The sequence below is a fragment of the Arthrobacter sp. NPDC056493 genome, from assembly GCF_042795115.1.
Lineage (GTDB): Bacteria > Actinomycetota > Actinomycetes > Actinomycetales > Micrococcaceae > Arthrobacter.
Genome location: NZ_JBHTSL010000006.1, coordinates 80,239 through 95,370, shown reverse-complemented (window position 1 = coordinate 95,370; position 15,132 = coordinate 80,239). Strand labels below are relative to the sequence as shown.

Annotated in this window: 14 protein-coding genes; 13 read left to right on the top strand and 1 reads right to left on the bottom strand. The window is 67.8% G+C overall.

From position 1 onward, the window contains the following. Position 1 precedes the first annotated feature (1 nt). The 6 genes from aroC to nusB all read left to right on the top strand — a co-directional run bounded on the left by aroC (position 2) and on the right by nusB (position 4,605). Entirely contained in the window at positions 2 to 1,201 is a 1,200-nt protein-coding gene (gene aroC / locus ACFQ50_RS04365) for a chorismate synthase (protein ID WP_377994288.1), read from the top strand. Further along, the gene (locus tag ACFQ50_RS04360) at positions 1,201 to 1,842 is read left to right on the top strand and encodes a shikimate kinase (RefSeq protein WP_377994287.1); all 642 of its coding nucleotides are present in this window, start codon (positions 1,201 to 1,203) and stop codon (positions 1,840 to 1,842) included. The genes aroC and ACFQ50_RS04360 overlap by 1 nt, the downstream gene beginning before the upstream one ends. Beyond that, positions 1,839 to 2,927, top strand: a complete 1,089-nt coding sequence (gene aroB / locus ACFQ50_RS04355; RefSeq protein WP_377994286.1) for a 3-dehydroquinate synthase — start codon at positions 1,839 to 1,841, stop codon at positions 2,925 to 2,927. The genes ACFQ50_RS04360 and aroB overlap by 4 nt, the downstream gene beginning before the upstream one ends. Then, positions 2,927 to 3,445 carry a tetratricopeptide repeat protein gene (locus tag ACFQ50_RS04350; RefSeq protein WP_377994285.1) on the top strand — a complete coding sequence of 173 codons (519 nt, stop codon included), beginning with the start codon at positions 2,927 to 2,929 and terminating at the stop codon, positions 3,443 to 3,445. Before aroB ends, ACFQ50_RS04350 begins: the two co-directional genes overlap by 1 nt. A gap of 186 nt (positions 3,446 to 3,631) precedes the next feature. Then, positions 3,632 to 4,195, top strand: a complete 564-nt coding sequence (gene efp / locus ACFQ50_RS04345; RefSeq protein WP_377994284.1) for an elongation factor P — start codon at positions 3,632 to 3,634, stop codon at positions 4,193 to 4,195. Further along, complete coding sequence (nusB, locus tag ACFQ50_RS04340; RefSeq protein ID WP_003800750.1) at positions 4,195 to 4,605, top strand: transcription antitermination factor NusB; 411 nt, start codon at positions 4,195 to 4,197, stop codon at positions 4,603 to 4,605. The genes efp and nusB overlap by 1 nt, the downstream gene beginning before the upstream one ends. A gap of 69 nt (positions 4,606 to 4,674) precedes the next feature. Here the strand turns inward: nusB and ACFQ50_RS04335 are convergent, their stop codons facing one another. Further along, positions 4,675 to 5,919 carry a PrsW family intramembrane metalloprotease gene (locus tag ACFQ50_RS04335; protein WP_377994283.1) on the bottom strand — a complete coding sequence of 415 codons (1,245 nt, stop codon included), beginning with the start codon at positions 5,917 to 5,919 and terminating at the stop codon, positions 4,675 to 4,677. A gap of 195 nt (positions 5,920 to 6,114) precedes the next feature. Between ACFQ50_RS04335 and pyrR the strand changes: the two genes are divergently transcribed. The 7 genes from pyrR to pyrF are packed head-to-tail and all read left to right on the top strand — an operon-like array spanning position 6,115 to position 15,068. Beyond that, entirely contained in the window at positions 6,115 to 6,699 is a 585-nt protein-coding gene (gene pyrR / locus ACFQ50_RS04330; protein ID WP_377994282.1) for a bifunctional pyr operon transcriptional regulator/uracil phosphoribosyltransferase PyrR, read from the top strand. Continuing rightward, complete coding sequence (locus ACFQ50_RS04325) at positions 6,696 to 7,691, top strand: aspartate carbamoyltransferase catalytic subunit (protein ID WP_377994281.1); 996 nt, start codon at positions 6,696 to 6,698, stop codon at positions 7,689 to 7,691. Before pyrR ends, ACFQ50_RS04325 begins: the two co-directional genes overlap by 4 nt. Next, the gene (locus ACFQ50_RS04320; RefSeq protein ID WP_377994280.1) at positions 7,691 to 9,040 is read left to right on the top strand and encodes a dihydroorotase; all 1,350 of its coding nucleotides are present in this window, start codon (positions 7,691 to 7,693) and stop codon (positions 9,038 to 9,040) included. Before ACFQ50_RS04325 ends, ACFQ50_RS04320 begins: the two co-directional genes overlap by 1 nt. After that, on the top strand, positions 9,040 to 9,549 hold the full coding sequence (locus ACFQ50_RS04315; RefSeq protein ID WP_377994279.1) for a hypothetical protein: 510 nt from the start codon (positions 9,040 to 9,042) through the stop codon (positions 9,547 to 9,549). Before ACFQ50_RS04320 ends, ACFQ50_RS04315 begins: the two co-directional genes overlap by 1 nt. 14 nt (positions 9,550 to 9,563) lie before the next feature. Next, positions 9,564 to 10,871 (top strand): glutamine-hydrolyzing carbamoyl-phosphate synthase small subunit, encoded by a 1,308-nt coding sequence (gene carA, locus ACFQ50_RS04310; protein ID WP_377994278.1) that lies wholly within the window; start codon positions 9,564 to 9,566, stop codon positions 10,869 to 10,871. Then, on the top strand, positions 10,871 to 14,215 hold the full coding sequence (gene carB / locus ACFQ50_RS04305; RefSeq protein ID WP_377994277.1) for a carbamoyl-phosphate synthase large subunit: 3,345 nt from the start codon (positions 10,871 to 10,873) through the stop codon (positions 14,213 to 14,215). The genes carA and carB overlap by 1 nt, the downstream gene beginning before the upstream one ends. Further along, positions 14,208 to 15,068, top strand: coding sequence for an orotidine-5'-phosphate decarboxylase (gene pyrF, locus ACFQ50_RS04300; protein WP_377994276.1), 861 nt, complete (start codon positions 14,208 to 14,210; stop codon positions 15,066 to 15,068). The genes carB and pyrF overlap by 8 nt, the downstream gene beginning before the upstream one ends. Positions 15,069 to 15,132: the final 64 nt, after the last annotated feature.

Here is a 15,132-nt window from a genome sequence, read left to right as displayed (position 1 = left end):
TATGTTGCGTTGGTTGACCGCCGGTGAATCCCATGGCCCGGCACTGGTCGGAATTATTGAAGGCGTCCCCGCAGGTGTTGAACTCACCAGCGGGCAGATCGCCGATGCCCTTGCCCGCCGCCGGCTCGGCTACGGCCGCGGGGCACGGATGAAGTTTGAGCAGGACGTCGTCACGATCCTCGGCGGTGTCCGCCACGGCATCACCCAGGGCGGGCCCGTCGCCATCCAGGTGGGCAACACCGAATGGCCCAAGTGGGAACAGATCATGTCGGCCGATCCGGTGGCCCCCGAGGAACTCGAAGGTCAGGCCCGCAACGCCCCGCTGACCCGGCCGCGCCCCGGACACGCCGACTTCACCGGCATGCAGAAGTACGGCTTCGACGAGGCCCGTCCCGTGCTGGAACGCGCCAGCGCCCGCGAAACCGCCACGCGTGTTGCCATGGGCACCGTTGCCGCCCAGTTCCTGAAGCACCTGGGGATTGAGCTGGTCAGCCACACCGTGTCCATCGCCAGCGTGACCGTTCCCGAGGGCCGTCCGCTGCCGCTGCCGGACAACGTGATCGCGCTCGACGCCGACCCGCTGCGCTGCTTCGACCGCGAAACGTCCGACGCCATGGTTGCCGAGGTGGACGCCGCCCACAAGGAAGGCGAAACCCTCGGCGGCGTGGTGGAGGTGCTCGCCTACGGCCTGCCCCCGGGACTCGGCAGCTACGTCCACTGGGACCGCCGCCTGGACTCCCGCCTGGCCGCCGCCCTCATGGGCATCCAGGCCATCAAGGGCGTTGAGGTGGGCGACGGTTTCCTCACCGCCGCACGCCGCGGGTCAGCCGCCCACGACGAGATCGTCAAGGACGCTGACGGCAGGATCATCCGCACCAGCAACCGCGCCGGCGGCATCGAAGGCGGCATGAGCATCGGCGACGTCCTGCGTGTCCGGGCCGCCATGAAGCCCATCGCCACCGTGCCGCGCGCCCTGAAGACCATCGACATCAGCACCGGTGAAGCGGCCAAGGCCCACCACCAGCGCTCGGACGTCTGTGCGGTGCCGGCTGCCGGCGTGGTGGCCGAGGCCATGGTTGCGCTGGTCCTGGCCGAGGCCGTGACCGAAAAGTTCGGCGGCGACTCCGTGGCCGAGACTGCCCGCAACATCAAGGGCTACCTCGAGAGCATTCCGGCGTCGCTGGATACGATCGGACTCTAGTGCCCCGGAGCAATACACCCTGCGCCGCAGGGGACCGGCCCATTGTGCTCATTGGGCCCATGGCGGTCGGCAAGTCGGCGATCGGGCAGCAGCTTGCGCAACAGCTGGACGCCCCGTTCGTGGACACCGACGCGGTCATCGTGGAGGGCCACGGGTCCATTGCGGATATCTTCGCCGGCCGCGGTGAGCGTGCTTTCCGGGAGATCGAAGCCAGGACAGTTGCGCGCATCATCGAGGCCGCGGCCGGCACCGCCACCGTCGTTTCCCTGGGCGGCGGCTCGGTCCTGGACTCCGGCACGCAGCAGCTGCTCGAGCGGTGCACGGTGGTCTACCTGGAGTGCGACGCCGATACCGTCGCCGCCCGGATTGCCAAGAACTCCGGCCGGCCGCTGCTGGCCGGGGACGGCATCCGGCGCTGGGAGGCGCTGTTTGCCACCCGTAAGCCGGTCTATGAACGCCTCGCGGACATCGTGCTGGATGTCCGGCAGGGAACCGTGCCGCAGCTGGGCCTGAAGCTGGAGGCGGCACTGTGCGATTTCGCCGCCGGCGGGCCGCACGAAACCAATACCCGCGAGATCAACAAAACCGCGACGACGGCAGCCAACGGAAGTGCTGCCGCGAAACAGGAAGTTGAAAAGTGAGCGAATCAACCGTCATCAAGGTCACCGGCCAGTCGGCCGGGGACAACTACGACGTCGTAGTTGGCCGCGGCCTGCTCGGCACCCTGCCGGGACTGCTGGGGGAGCGCGTCCGCCGCGTCCTCGTCATCCATCCACGGGCCCTCCGGCTCACCGGCGACACCGTCCGGGATGAACTGGCCGCCGCCGGTTTCACCGCCGTCACCGCGGAAATCCCCGACGCCGAGGAAGGCAAGCACATCCAGGTTGCCGCGTTCTGCTGGCAGGTCCTGGGTCAGAACGATTTCACCCGCTCCGATGCCGTGGTGTCCGTCGGCGGTGGCGCTGTCACCGACCTCGCGGGCTTCGTGGCCGCCACCTGGCTGCGCGGCGTCAAGGTCATCCACATGCCCACCAGCCTCCTCGGCATGGTGGACGCCGCCGTGGGCGGAAAGACCGGGATCAACACGGCCGAGGGCAAGAACCTGGTTGGTTCCTTCCACCCGCCCGCGGCCGTCCTCACGGACCTGGACACGCTGAAGACCCTGCCCCGGAACGAGATCATCTCCGGCATGGCCGAGGTCATCAAGTGCGGCTTCATCGCCGATCCCGCCATCCTGGACCTCGTGGAGAAGGATCCGGACGCCGTCACGGATCCGGGCTCCGACGTGCTGCGCGAGCTGATCGAGCGCGCCATCGCCGTCAAGGCCCGCGTCGTTTCGGAGGACCTCAAGGAATCCGGACTCCGGGAAATCCTGAACTACGGCCACACCCTGGGTCATGCCATCGAACTCGTGGAACGCTACTCCTGGCGGCACGGCGCTGCCGTCTCGGTGGGCATGATGTTCGCGGCCGAACTGGCCCGCAGCGTGGGCCGGCTCAGCGACGCCGACGCCGACCGGCACCGCAGCATCCTCGAATCCCTCGGGCTGCCCGTGACCTACCGGCGCGACCGCTGGCAGGGCCTCCTGGACGGCATGCGCCGCGACAAGAAGTCCCGCGGCGACCTGCTCCGCTTCGTGGTCCTCGACGGAATCGCCAAGCCGGGGATCCTGGACGTGCCCGATACCTCCCTGCTCTTCGCCGCCTACCAGGAGATTGCTTCCTGATGCGCGACGACCAGAGCGGAACGACCGAATGGCCCGACGGCGGATTCCCGGGGATCCGGGTCAACCCGGAATCGCTGCTTCCTGAAATCACCAGCGAAGAGACGTGCGCCGCCGCGCTCCAGGCATCCACCGATCCCGCCGAGCGGGTCCTCGTGCTGCTCGTCGAGGGACGCGCCGCCGACGCGGCCGAACTGCTGGCAGAGGCCCGGTACAAGGACCCCGAATCGTTCCGGCTGCGCGCCTACGAAGCGGATGTCCTGCGCGTCTCCCACCGCTACGACCGTGCCGTCGAGCTCTTCCGGCAGCTCCTCACCGAAGCGCACGGCACGGCAAATGAGGCCCTCGCCCACCAGTACCTTGGCCGGGCGTACTTTGCGGCGGGCAACGTCGGCGCCGCAGTGGAATCCTTCACCCGGGCGCTGGATCTCCGGGTGGCGCAGTCCGCCGACGCCGCGCTCATCTACTCCTCAACGGTCGCGCTGCAGCGGGCGAGAAACGTCTTCGAACTGGCCTCCTGACCGGTTTTCCGACCGCTTCTGGCCGGCCTTCATACCGCGCCGCCAGGGGGCCCGAAAAGTGTGGCCGCCTTTTCCGCTAGAATAGTTTCTGGATTTTTGATAAACACACGCTGGCGCGCCGTTCGGCAGCCCGCTTGGCATAACAGCTGGCAGCAAGAACCAGTCAGACACAACCAGAGGAAACCAGTGGCAACCACAAACGACATCAAGAACGGGACCGTCCTGAAGCTCGAGGGCCAGCTCTGGAACGTCATCGAGTTCCAGCACGTCAAGCCGGGCAAGGGCGGCGCTTTCGTGCGCACCAAGATGCGCAACGTCATGTCCGGCAAGGTAGTGGACAAGACCTTCAACGCCGGCCTCAAGATCGAGACCGCCACCGTGGACCGCCGCGACTACCAGTACCTGTACCAGGACGGCGCCGACTTCGTCTTCATGGACACCTCGGACTTCGACCAGATCACCGTCTCTGGCGCCACTGTGGGCGATGCCACCAATTTCATGCTGGAAAACCAGATGGTCAACATCGCCATCCACGAGGGCAACCCGCTGTACATCGAGCTGCCGCCGAGCGTTGTCCTCGAAATCACCTACACCGAACCGGGCCTGCAGGGCGACCGCTCGTCCGCCGGCACCAAGCCCGCCACCCTCGAAACCGGCTACGAGATCCAGGTGCCCCTGTTCGTCGAGAACAACACCAAGGTCAAGGTCGACACCCGCGACGGCAGCTACCTGGGCCGGGTCAACGACTAGTGAGCGCCCGCGGTAAAGCCCGCAACAGGGCTCTTGAAGTCCTCTTCGAAGCCGAGCAGCGCTCGGTCTCGGCCTTCGACGTGCTGCGTGCGCGCCGCGAGAGGACCGACCAGATCGTCAATCCGTACACCCTCGAGATCGTCGAAGGCGTGGTGTCGATGCAGGCCACTATCGACGAGTTCCTGGAAACCTACTCGCAGGGCTGGACCCTGGAGCGCATGCCGTCCGTTGACCGCATCATCCTGCGGATCGGCACCTGGGAACTGCTGTACAACGACGACGTTCCCGACGGTGTAGCCGTCAGCGAGGCCGTGGCATTGGCCAAGACGCTCTCCACCGACGAGTCGCCGTCGTTCATCAACGGCCTCCTGGGGCGCCTTCAGCAACTGAAGCCGTCCCTGCTCGCCTGAGCTGGGTCATCCCAAGCACAACAAAGCCCCTGCCGGTTCAAACCCGGCAGGGGCTTTGTGTTTGCTGCCTCACTGCTGAACGGCGGCCCGCAGCGCTGTCAGGTGGCGCAGCTGCTGCACCTCGTCCTGCTGGTGCAACGGCACATCCCTACCACTGAGGATCCGCTGCCGTGTGAAGGCCAGCCGCGTCGCCGCCTTGACGAATTGCTTCATCTCCTCGCCCCTGTTGTAGGACCCTGCCCACCGCACAGCCTGCCGGCGGCCTCCGGGACTCGAAAGCAGATCCACCTCGGCTGGAGCGAACCACCCCGCAGCGGCGTACTCCTGGAGCCGCTGCCGGGTGAGGCGCGTTTCCGCGACCCGCAGCATCACGATGCATGCCACGGCGAGCAGGAAGATCGGGATCTGCACGAGGACGTACTGGGCCAGGAAGTCCTGGCCCATGCTGTTCCATCTGTTGTGCAGGATCATGGCCGGAACCAGGCCCACGACGAAGGCAAGAACCGAGATGCCTGAGTGCCAGCGCCGCGCTGCCAGGCCCATGACCAGGCCGGTGGTCCCGGTGAAAATGGCATGCGCGAACGGCGACATCACCCCTCGCAGGAAGAAGATCTCGACAAGGTCGCTGCCGGGTGTGCCGGACTCGGCGATCGCCCGGCCGAAGTACAGGATGTTCTCCGTGAACGCGAAGCCGCCGGCAATGGTGAAGGCAAACACCACGCCGTCGACGGGGCCGTCAAAGTTGCGGCGGGCGAACAGGAGGAGCAACAGCAGGCCCAGGGACTTCGCGAACTCCTCCACCACCGGCGCCTGCACGGTGGTCATGAAGTCGCGGAAAGACGCCTCATCGGTGGCCGGGGCGGCGAGGGCGAAGACCGGCTGGATGAGCAGCGTCACGGCGATGGACACGGCCGCGCCCCAGGTGAAGGCAAACAGCAGCAGGCGTTTGGGCTCGGGTTCCCACCGGTCAATGACGGCGACGGCGAACAGCACCGCCGCCAGCGGGATCAGGGACGCAACAAAACCGATGACAAAGCCGGTGACGCCGGTGCTGGCCAGGAGGAAGGGCACCACAAGGAACAGGCTGACAAAGGCGAGTATCCCGCCGCCCACAACCAGTCCCAGGGTCCCGGCCCCCGGACGGGCGGCCACAGTGGACGCGGCCTCCGGGATCACCTGGTCCACGGCGCCGCCGCCGTGCCCGGGCGCCGGCCGGTAGTTCTGCGGCTGGACGTGCCCCATCCAGCTGGGATTCGCGGGCTGTCCGTGGGACTCAGGCCCGGGGAAGTGCCGCTGCTGCGGGTTCATCGACATAGACACGAGCCTATGTGCCCGGCGGTGGGCATCAAAGCACAAAGCACAGCGGTTGGCGGGAAACCCCGGCCCCGCACGGTGTGACGGACGACGCCCTCTGCCGGGGCGGCGGCCGGACGCCCGTGTGGTAATTTTGGAAGGCAAATGTTCCTTTTTTAATTCCGTCCCGTGAGGCGGGGAAAGGGGAGACGAGCGATGACTTCTGTCACGCAGGCACCGGTTCCGGCCAGGGTTGTACTCAACCAGGCGGACATTGACCGTGCCCTCACTCGTATCGCCCATGAAATCCTCGAGGCCAACAAGGGCTCCCAGGATCTGGTGCTGCTCGGCATTCCCCGCCGCGGCTACCCGCTGGCGGTCCGGCTCGCCCAGAAAATCGCCGCCGCCGATCCCGCCGTGGACGCCGCCGCGATCGTTGGCCAGTTGGACGTCACCATGTTCCGGGACGATCTTTCCCACCAGCCCACCCGGCCGCCGCACCGCACCCAGCTGCCGCTGACGGGCATCGACAACAAGGTCGTCGTGCTGATCGACGACGTCCTGTACTCCGGCCGGACCATCCGCGCCGCCCTGGACGCGCTCGTGGACCTCGGCCGGCCGCGCATCGTGCGCCTGGCTGTCCTGATTGACCGGGGCCATCGCGAACTTCCCATCCGCGCCGACCACGTGGGCAAGAACCTGCCCACGTCCTCCGCCGAAAAGGTCCGGGTCCGGCTCGAGGAGACCGACGCCGTCGACGGCCGGGCAGTCAACGAAGTGGTTATCGAGGGCGGCGCATGAAGCACCTGCTCTCTACCGAAGACCTCAGCCTGGCCAACGCCGTCCGCATCCTCGACACCGCCGAAGAGATGTCGACCGTGGGGGAGCGCGAGGTCAAGAAGCTTCCCGCCCTCCGCGGACGGACCGTGGTGAACCTCTTCTTCGAGGATTCCACCAGGACCCGCATTTCCTTCGAGGCCGCAGCCAAGCGGCTCTCCGCGGACGTCATCAACTTCGCCGCCAAGGGATCGTCGGTTTCCAAGGGCGAGTCACTTAAGGACACCGCCCAGACGCTGTCCGCCATGGGTGCTGACGCCGTCGTAATCCGCCACTGGGCCTCCGGTGCACCGCACCGTCTGGCGGCTACCGACTGGATTGACGCGGCAGTCATCAACGCCGGTGACGGCACCCACGAACACCCCACCCAGGCACTGCTGGACGCGTTCACCATGCGCCGGCACTGGACCAAGCTCTCCGGCCTGCCGTCCACGGGGGCGGACCTGCGCGGCATGCGCGTCGCCATTGCCGGCGACGTCCTGCACTCCCGTGTGGCCCGGTCCAACGTCTGGCTCCTGCGCACGCTCGGCGCCGATGTCACCCTGGTGGCGCCGCCCACCCTGCTGCCCATCGGCGTCGAACGCTGGCCCTGCAGCATCAGCTACGACATGGACGAGACCCTGGAAAAGGGTGTCGATGCGGTGATGATGCTCCGGGTCCAGGGCGAGCGGATGAATGCCTCGTTCTTCCCGTCGACCCGGGAGTATTCCCGGCGCTGGGGTTTCGACGACAACAGGCTCCGCGCCCTGGACCGCCTGGGCCTGAAGGACACCATCATCATGCACCCCGGTCCGATGAACCGGGGCCTGGAAATTTCTGCGGCCGCCGCCGATTCGCCCCGTTCCACCGTGCTCGCACAGGTGAAGAACGGCGTCTCGATCCGCATGGCCGCCCTGTACCTGCTGCTCTCCGGGGACACCCGTGAACCAGCCGCCACCCTGAAGGAGAGCAACTGATGGCTGAAGAAACCACCTACCTTATCCGGGGCGCCGCGATCCTTGGCGGCGACGCCGTGGACCTGCTCATCCGCGACGGCGTGATCACGGCCCGGGGCACCGGCCTCGCCGCGGACGGTGCCACGGTGATCGACGCCGGCGGTCTCGTCGCACTGCCGGGCATGGTCGACGTCCACACGCACCTCCGCGAACCGGGCCGCGAGGACGCCGAAACGGTGGAAACCGGCACCCGCGCCGCAGCCCTCGGCGGTTTCACCGCCGTGCACGCCATGGCCAACAGCACCCCGGTGGCGGACACCGCCGGCGTCGTGGAGCAGGTCCACAGTCTGGGCCGGGCCGCCGGCTGGGTGGACGTCCGCCCGGTGGGCGCCGTCACCGTGGGGCTCGCCGGCGAGCAGCTCGCCGAGCTCGGCGCCATGGCCGATTCCCGCGCCCAGGTCCGCATGTTCTCCGACGACGGCATCTGCGTCCACGATCCCGTCCTGATGCGCCGCGCCCTCGAGTACGTCAAGGCGTTCGACGGCGTCGTGGCCCAGCACGCGCAGGAACCGCGCCTCACCGCCGGCGCCCAGATGAACGAAGGTGAAGTGTCCGCCGTCCTCGGCCTGACCGGCTGGCCGGCAGTGGCCGAGGAAAGCATCATCGCCCGCGACGTCCTGCTGGCCCAGCACGTGGGCTCGCGGCTCCACGTCTGCCACGTGTCCACGGCGGGCTCCGTTGAGATCATCCGCTGGGCCAAGAGCCGCGGCATCAACGTCACCGCCGAAGTGACCCCGCACCACCTCCTGCTCACCGATGACCTGGTCCGGAGCTACGATCCCGTCTACAAGGTGAACCCGCCGCTGCGCACCAACGACGACGTCCAGGCACTGCGCGCCGCCCTCGCCGACGGCACCATCGACGTCGTCGGCACCGACCACGCTCCGCACCCGAGCGAGCACAAGGAGTGCGAGTGGGCGCAGGCGGCCATGGGCATGACCGGCCTGGAAACCGCCCTGTCCGTGGTCCAGCACGCCATGATCGAGACGGGCCTGATGACCTGGGCCGACTTCGCCCGGGTCACCTCCACCGCGCCGGCCGGCATCGGACGGCTCACGGACCAGGGCCGGCCGCTCGAGAAGGGCGAGCCCGCCAACATCGTCCTCGTGGACCCGGCCGCGCGCTGGACCGTGGATCCCTCCGCGATGGCAACGATGGGACGCAACTCGCCGTTCCGCGGCATGGAACTCCCCGGCAAGGTGGTAGCCACGTTCTTCAAGGGCCACCCCACGGTCCTGGACGGCAAGCTCAACACGCCGTACCGCTACCCGTCGGAAGCACCGGTTGCCGGCGCAGCAGGTGCCAACTGATGGAAAAAGTCCTTCCCGGACTTGCGATGCTGGCGGTCGTCGCCGTCGTTTTTGTCCTGATCTGGATCGGCTGGCGCAGCCGGCTGCGGCGGCAGTCCGACATCGAACAGCTGCCGGCTGTTCCTGCCGGCCTGGGCGAGCCGTTGCTCTCGGCGGACGGGCAGTACGTGGCCTCCACCACCGCGGGGGACTGGCTGGACAGGATCGCCGTGCACGGCCTCGGCATCCGCACCAACGCCGAGCTCTCCATCCATCCGGAGGGCGTGCTCCTGGACCGCTCCGGCGCGCGGCCGCTGTTCATCCCGGCGGCCTCGCTGGCCGGCATCCGGCAGGACAGCGGCATGGCCGGTAAATTTGTGGAAAAGGACGGGCTGCTGATCGTCAGCTGGATGCTCGGAACCCACGCCCTGGACACCGGCTTCCGCACCCGCAGCGCCGCGGACAAGCCGGCCATCCTCAAACAACTTCAGGAAATGATCTACCCAGGCCCCGAGGCGGGTGCCCAATAGTGGAAAGTAATAAAGTGACGGAAACCGAAGTGACAGTAAACGCAGGAACTGCGCCGCAGGCCGCAGCATCCGCCCCCGCCGTCCTGGTGCTCGAGGACGGCCGCATCTTCCGCGGCCGCAGCTACGGCGCACAGGGCACCGCCCTGGGGGAAGCGGTCTTCGCCACCGGCATGACCGGCTACCAGGAGACCATTACGGACCCGTCCTACGCACGCCAGCTGGTGGTGCAGACGGCCCCGCACATCGGCAACACCGGTGTGAACAGCGAGGACGCCGAATCCCGCCGCATCTGGGTTGCAGGCTACATCGTCCGCGACGCCGCCCGCCGCCCGTCCAACTGGCGCTCCGAGCGATCTCTGGACTCCGAGCTCGTCGAGCAGGGCATCGTCGGCATCCAGGGCGTGGACACCCGTGCCATCACCCGCCACCTGCGCGAGCACAAGACCATGCGCGCCGGCATCTTCTCCGGCGAGGCAGCCAAGGCCACGGACAAGGAACTCGTCGACGCCGTACTCGCCAGTGAGCCGATGGAAGGCGCCCGGCTTGCCGAGGAAGTCAGCATCGACGAAGCCTACGTGGTGGAGCCCAAGGACCACGGCTGGGACGGCGATGCGCGCTTCAGCATCGCGGCGATCGACCTCGGCATCAAAGCCATGACGCCGGTCCGCTTCGCCGAGCGCGGCGTCCGCGTGCACGTGCTGCCCGCCACGGCCACCATCGACGACGTCAAGGCCGTCAGCCCCGACGGTTTCTTCATGTCCAACGGCCCCGGCGACCCCGCCACCGCCGACAACCAGGTCAAACTGCTCCGCACCGTCCTGGACGAGAAGCTGCCCTACTTCGGTATCTGCTTCGGCAACCAGATCCTGGGCCGCGCGCTCGGCTTCGGCACCTACAAGCTGCGCTACGGCCACCGCGGCATCAACCAGCCGGTCATGGACCGCCGCACGGGCAAGGTGGAGATCACCTCGCAGAACCACGGCTTCGCCGTCGACGCCCCGCTGGACGGCCCCACCAACGCCCCGGAAGAGCGGTACGGACGGGTCGAGGTCAGCCACGTCAGCCTGAACGATGACGTCGTTGAGGGCCTGGCCTGCCTGGACATCCCGGCCTTCTCCGTCCAGTACCACCCGGAAGCCGCCGCCGGCCCGCACGACGCCGCGTACCTGTTTGACCGCTTCATCGAGCTGATGGAAGGTAGCCGGGACGGCCGCACCGCCAACCTTTCCAAGGAACCCGTGGACGCCCAGCACCCCGCAGAGGCCCAGCAGAACGGCGCCCAGCCGAGCACGACTGACAACAAGACTGAGGACAAGAAGTAATGCCCAAGAGAACTGACCTTAAGAGCGTCCTGGTCATCGGTTCCGGCCCGATCGTCATCGGCCAGGCCGCTGAATTCGATTACTCCGGCACGCAGGCCCTTCGCGTCCTCAAGGAGGAGGGCCTGCGCGTCATCCTCGTCAACTCCAACCCGGCCACCATCATGACCGACCCGGAGTTCGCTGACGCCACCTACATCGAGCCCATCACCCCCGAAGTGGTGGAGAAGATCATCGCCAAGGAGCGCCCGGACGCGGTGCTGCCCACCCTGGGCGGCCAGACGGCGCTCAACACGGCCATCGCGCTGGACAAGAACGGTGTGCTGGAGAAGTACAACGTGGAACTGATCGGTGCGAACATCGCTGCGATCGAGCTCGGCGAGGACCGCGAAAAGTTCAAGGGCGTCGTGGAGCGCTGCGGCGCCGAATCCGCCCGCAGCCACATCATCCACACCATGGACGAGGCTCTGACGGCAGCCGAGGACCTCGGCTACCCCATGGTGGTCCGCCCGTCCTTCACCATGGGCGGCCTCGGTTCCGGCCTGGCATACAACGAAGAGGACCTGCGCCGGATCGTCGGCCAGGGCCTGCAGTACAGCCCCACCAGCGAGGTGCTGCTCGAAGAGAGCATCCTCGGCTGGAAGGAATACGAGCTCGAGATGATGCGGGACAAGAACGACAACGTGGTTGTCGTCTGCTCCATCGAGAACTTCGATCCCGTGGGCGTGCACACCGGCGACTCCATCACCGTGGCCCCGGCACTGACCCTCACCGACCGCGAGTACCAGCGGCTCCGCGACATCTCCATCGCGGTCATCCGTGAGGTGGGCGTGGACACCGGCGGCTGCAACATCCAGTTCGCCATCGAACCGGACACCGGACGCGTCGTCGTCATCGAAATGAACCCGCGCGTGTCCCGCTCCTCGGCGCTGGCATCGAAGGCCACCGGCTTCGCCATCGCCAAGATCGCCACCAAGCTCTCGCTCGGCTACACCCTGGACGAGATCCCCAACGACATCACGCAGAAGACCCCCGCCTCCTTCGAGCCCACGCTCGACTACGTGGTGGTCAAGGTCCCGCGGTTCGCGTTCGAGAAGTTCCCCGCCGCCGACAACACCCTCACCACCACCATGAAGTCCGTGGGCGAGGCCATGGCCATGGGCCGCAACTTCACCGAAGCCCTGCAGAAGGCGCTGCGCTCCCTCGAACAGAAGGGCTCGCAGCTGGACTTCACTTCGGTTCCGGAGTGGGAAGTGCCGGAGCTGATCGAGAAGGCCAAGCGCCCGACGACCGAACGCCTGCACCAGGTGCAGCGGGCCCTGCTCGGCGGCGCCAGCGTGGAGGAACTTTACGAGGCCACCAAGATCGACCCCTGGTTCCTGGACCAGCTCCAGCTGCTCAACGAGATCTCCCAGGAGATCCGCCGGTCCGGTGCCCTGACGCAGGACATGCTCCGCAACGCCAAGCGGCACGGCTTCTCCGACGAACAGATCGGCGCGCTGACCCACAACTCCGAGGCCGTCGTCCGCGGCGTCCGGCAGGCACTGGGCATCCGCCCGGTCTACAAGACCGTGGACACCTGCGCCGCCGAGTTCGCCGCCTACACGCCGTACCACTACTCGGCCTACGACGAGGAGGACGAGGTTGCGCTGCACTCCAAGCCGTCCATCCTCATCCTCGGCTCCGGGCCCAACCGCATCGGCCAGGGGATCGAGTTCGACTACTCCTGCGTCCACGCCTCGATGGCGCTGCGCAAGGCCGGCTACGAGACCGTCATGGTCAACTGCAACCCGGAAACCGTCTCCACCGACTACGACATCTCCACCCGGCTGTACTTCGAGCCGCTGACCCTTGAGGACGTCCTCGAAGTCATCGCGGCCGAGGAGCGCACCGGCGGCGTGATGGGCGTCTTCGTCCAGCTCGGCGGCCAGACCCCGCTGAAGCTGGCCCAGCAACTGGCCGACGCCGGCGTGCCCATCCTGGGCACCTCGCCCGAGGCGATCGACCTCGCCGAGCACCGCGGCGCCTTCGCCCGCGTGCTGGACGAAGCCGGGCTGGTCTCACCGAAGAACGGCACCGCCGTCTCCTTCGAGGACGCCAAGAAGATCGCCGACGAGATCGGCTACCCCGTCCTGGTCCGCCCGTCCTACGTGCTCGGCGGCCGCGGCATGGAGATCGTCTACGACGAGCCGAACCTGTCCCGCTACATCGCCAACGCCACCGAAATCACCGCCGAGCACCCGGTGCTGATCGACCGGTTCCTCGAGGACGCGGTCGAGATCGACGTCGACGCCCTCTTCGACGGCACGGACATGTACCTGGGCGGCATCATGGAGCACATCGAGGAGGCCGGCGTCCACTCCGGCGACTCCGCCTGTGTCCTGCCGCCCATCACGCTGGGCAACAACGTGCTGGAACGCGTCCGCACCGCCACCCGGGCCATCGCCGAGGGCGTGGGCGTCCGCGGCCTGATTAACATCCAGTTCGCCCTGGCCTCCGACGTCCTCTACGTCCTGGAAGCCAACCCCCGCGCGTCCCGGACCGTGCCCTTCGTGTCCAAGGCCACCGGCGTGCAGATGGCCAAAGCCGCCGCACTGATCGGCACGGGCGTGACCATCGGCCAGCTCCGCAGCGCCTACAAGATGCTGCCGGAAACCGGCGACGGTTCCACCCTGCCCCTGGACGCACCCGTCTCCGTCAAGGAAGCGGTCCTGCCGTTCAGCCGCTTCCGCACCCCGGAAGGCAAGGTCGTGGACTCGCTGCTCGGGCCGGAAATGCGCTCCACCGGCGAGGTCATGGGCATCGACAAGCACTTCGACACCGCCTTCGCCAAGAGCCAGGCGGGCGCCAACAACGCCCTGCCCACCGAAGGCAAGGTCTTCGTGTCCGTCGCCAACCGCGACAAGCGTTCGGTGATCATGGGCGTCAAGCGCCTCTCCGACCTCGGCTTCGAGATCGTCTCCACCGGCGGCACCGCCGACGTCCTGCGCCGCAACGGCATCCAGGCCACCCCGGTGCGCAAGGTCGCCGAAGGCAGCAGCGCCGAAGGTGAAGGCACCATCGCCGACCTCGTCGTCGCCGGCGAAATCGACATGGTGTTCAACACCCCGTCCGGCGGCGAGGCCCGCAGCGACGGATACGAACTCCGTGCCGCCGCCACGTCCATCGGCATCCCCTGCATCACCACCGTGGCCGAGTTCAACGCCGCCGTCCAGGCCATCGAGGCCCTGCGCACCTACGCCTGGTCCGTGACCAGCCTGCAGGAACACGCCGCAGCGCTCCTTGCGTCGCAAGAGGCGGCCCTGCAGAAGGCAGCCGCGAAGAGCCCGGCAGAGCAGAATGCCTGAGGCAACTGCAGGCGCCGGCCGGGAGTCGTTCGGCTCCCGGCTGGGCCGGGCCATGGCGGACCGCGGTCCGCTGTGCGTCGGGATTGATCCCCACCCCGCGCTGCTGGGCAGCTGGGGACTGAACGACGACGCCGCCGGCCTGAGGCGCTTTTCACTCACCGCCCTGGAGGCCGTGTCTTCGCTCGCTGCCGCGGTCAAGCCGCAGGTGGCGCTGTACGAACGGCACGGTTCGGCCGGCATGGCAGTCCTCGAAGAGGTTCTCGCTACTGCCCGGGATGAGGGCGTACTGACCATCGCCGACGCCAAGCGCGGCGACATCGGGTCCACCATGGCCGCGTATGCCGACGCCTGGCTCAGTGATGGATCTCCCCTCGCCGCGGATTCGGTGACCCTGAGCCCCTACCTGGGGTTCGAGTCCCTGCGGCCGGCCCTGGATCTCGCCGCCGGGCAGGGCCGGGGCGTGTTTGTCCTGGCGCTGACCTCCAACCCGGAGGGCGCCTCGGTGCAGCACGTGGGCGGAAGCGATTCCGTGGCACGCCGGATTGTCCAGGCCGCCGCGGGGGAGAACGAACGGTACTCCGGGCCCCTCGGCTCGGTGGGCCTCGTGGTGGGAGCCACGGTGGGCACGGCACTGGCGGACCTGCAGCTTGACCTCGGGGCCGTCCGGGGGCCGATCCTCGCGCCCGGCCTGGGCGCACAGGGGGCCACACCGGCGGACCTGCGGAAGACCTTCGGTGCCGCCTACCCCCAGGTTCTGGGAACCTCCAGCCGGGACATCCTCAAGGCCGGCCCCGGCGTCCGGGAGCTGAGGGAGGCGGCGGAGCGCACCCTCGCGGGGCTCCGCTCCGAATAGTCCATTGATTTCTCCGGCCGGCAGGGAGTAGGTTCAGGACAAATCCGTGGCTGCTCCAACGCCG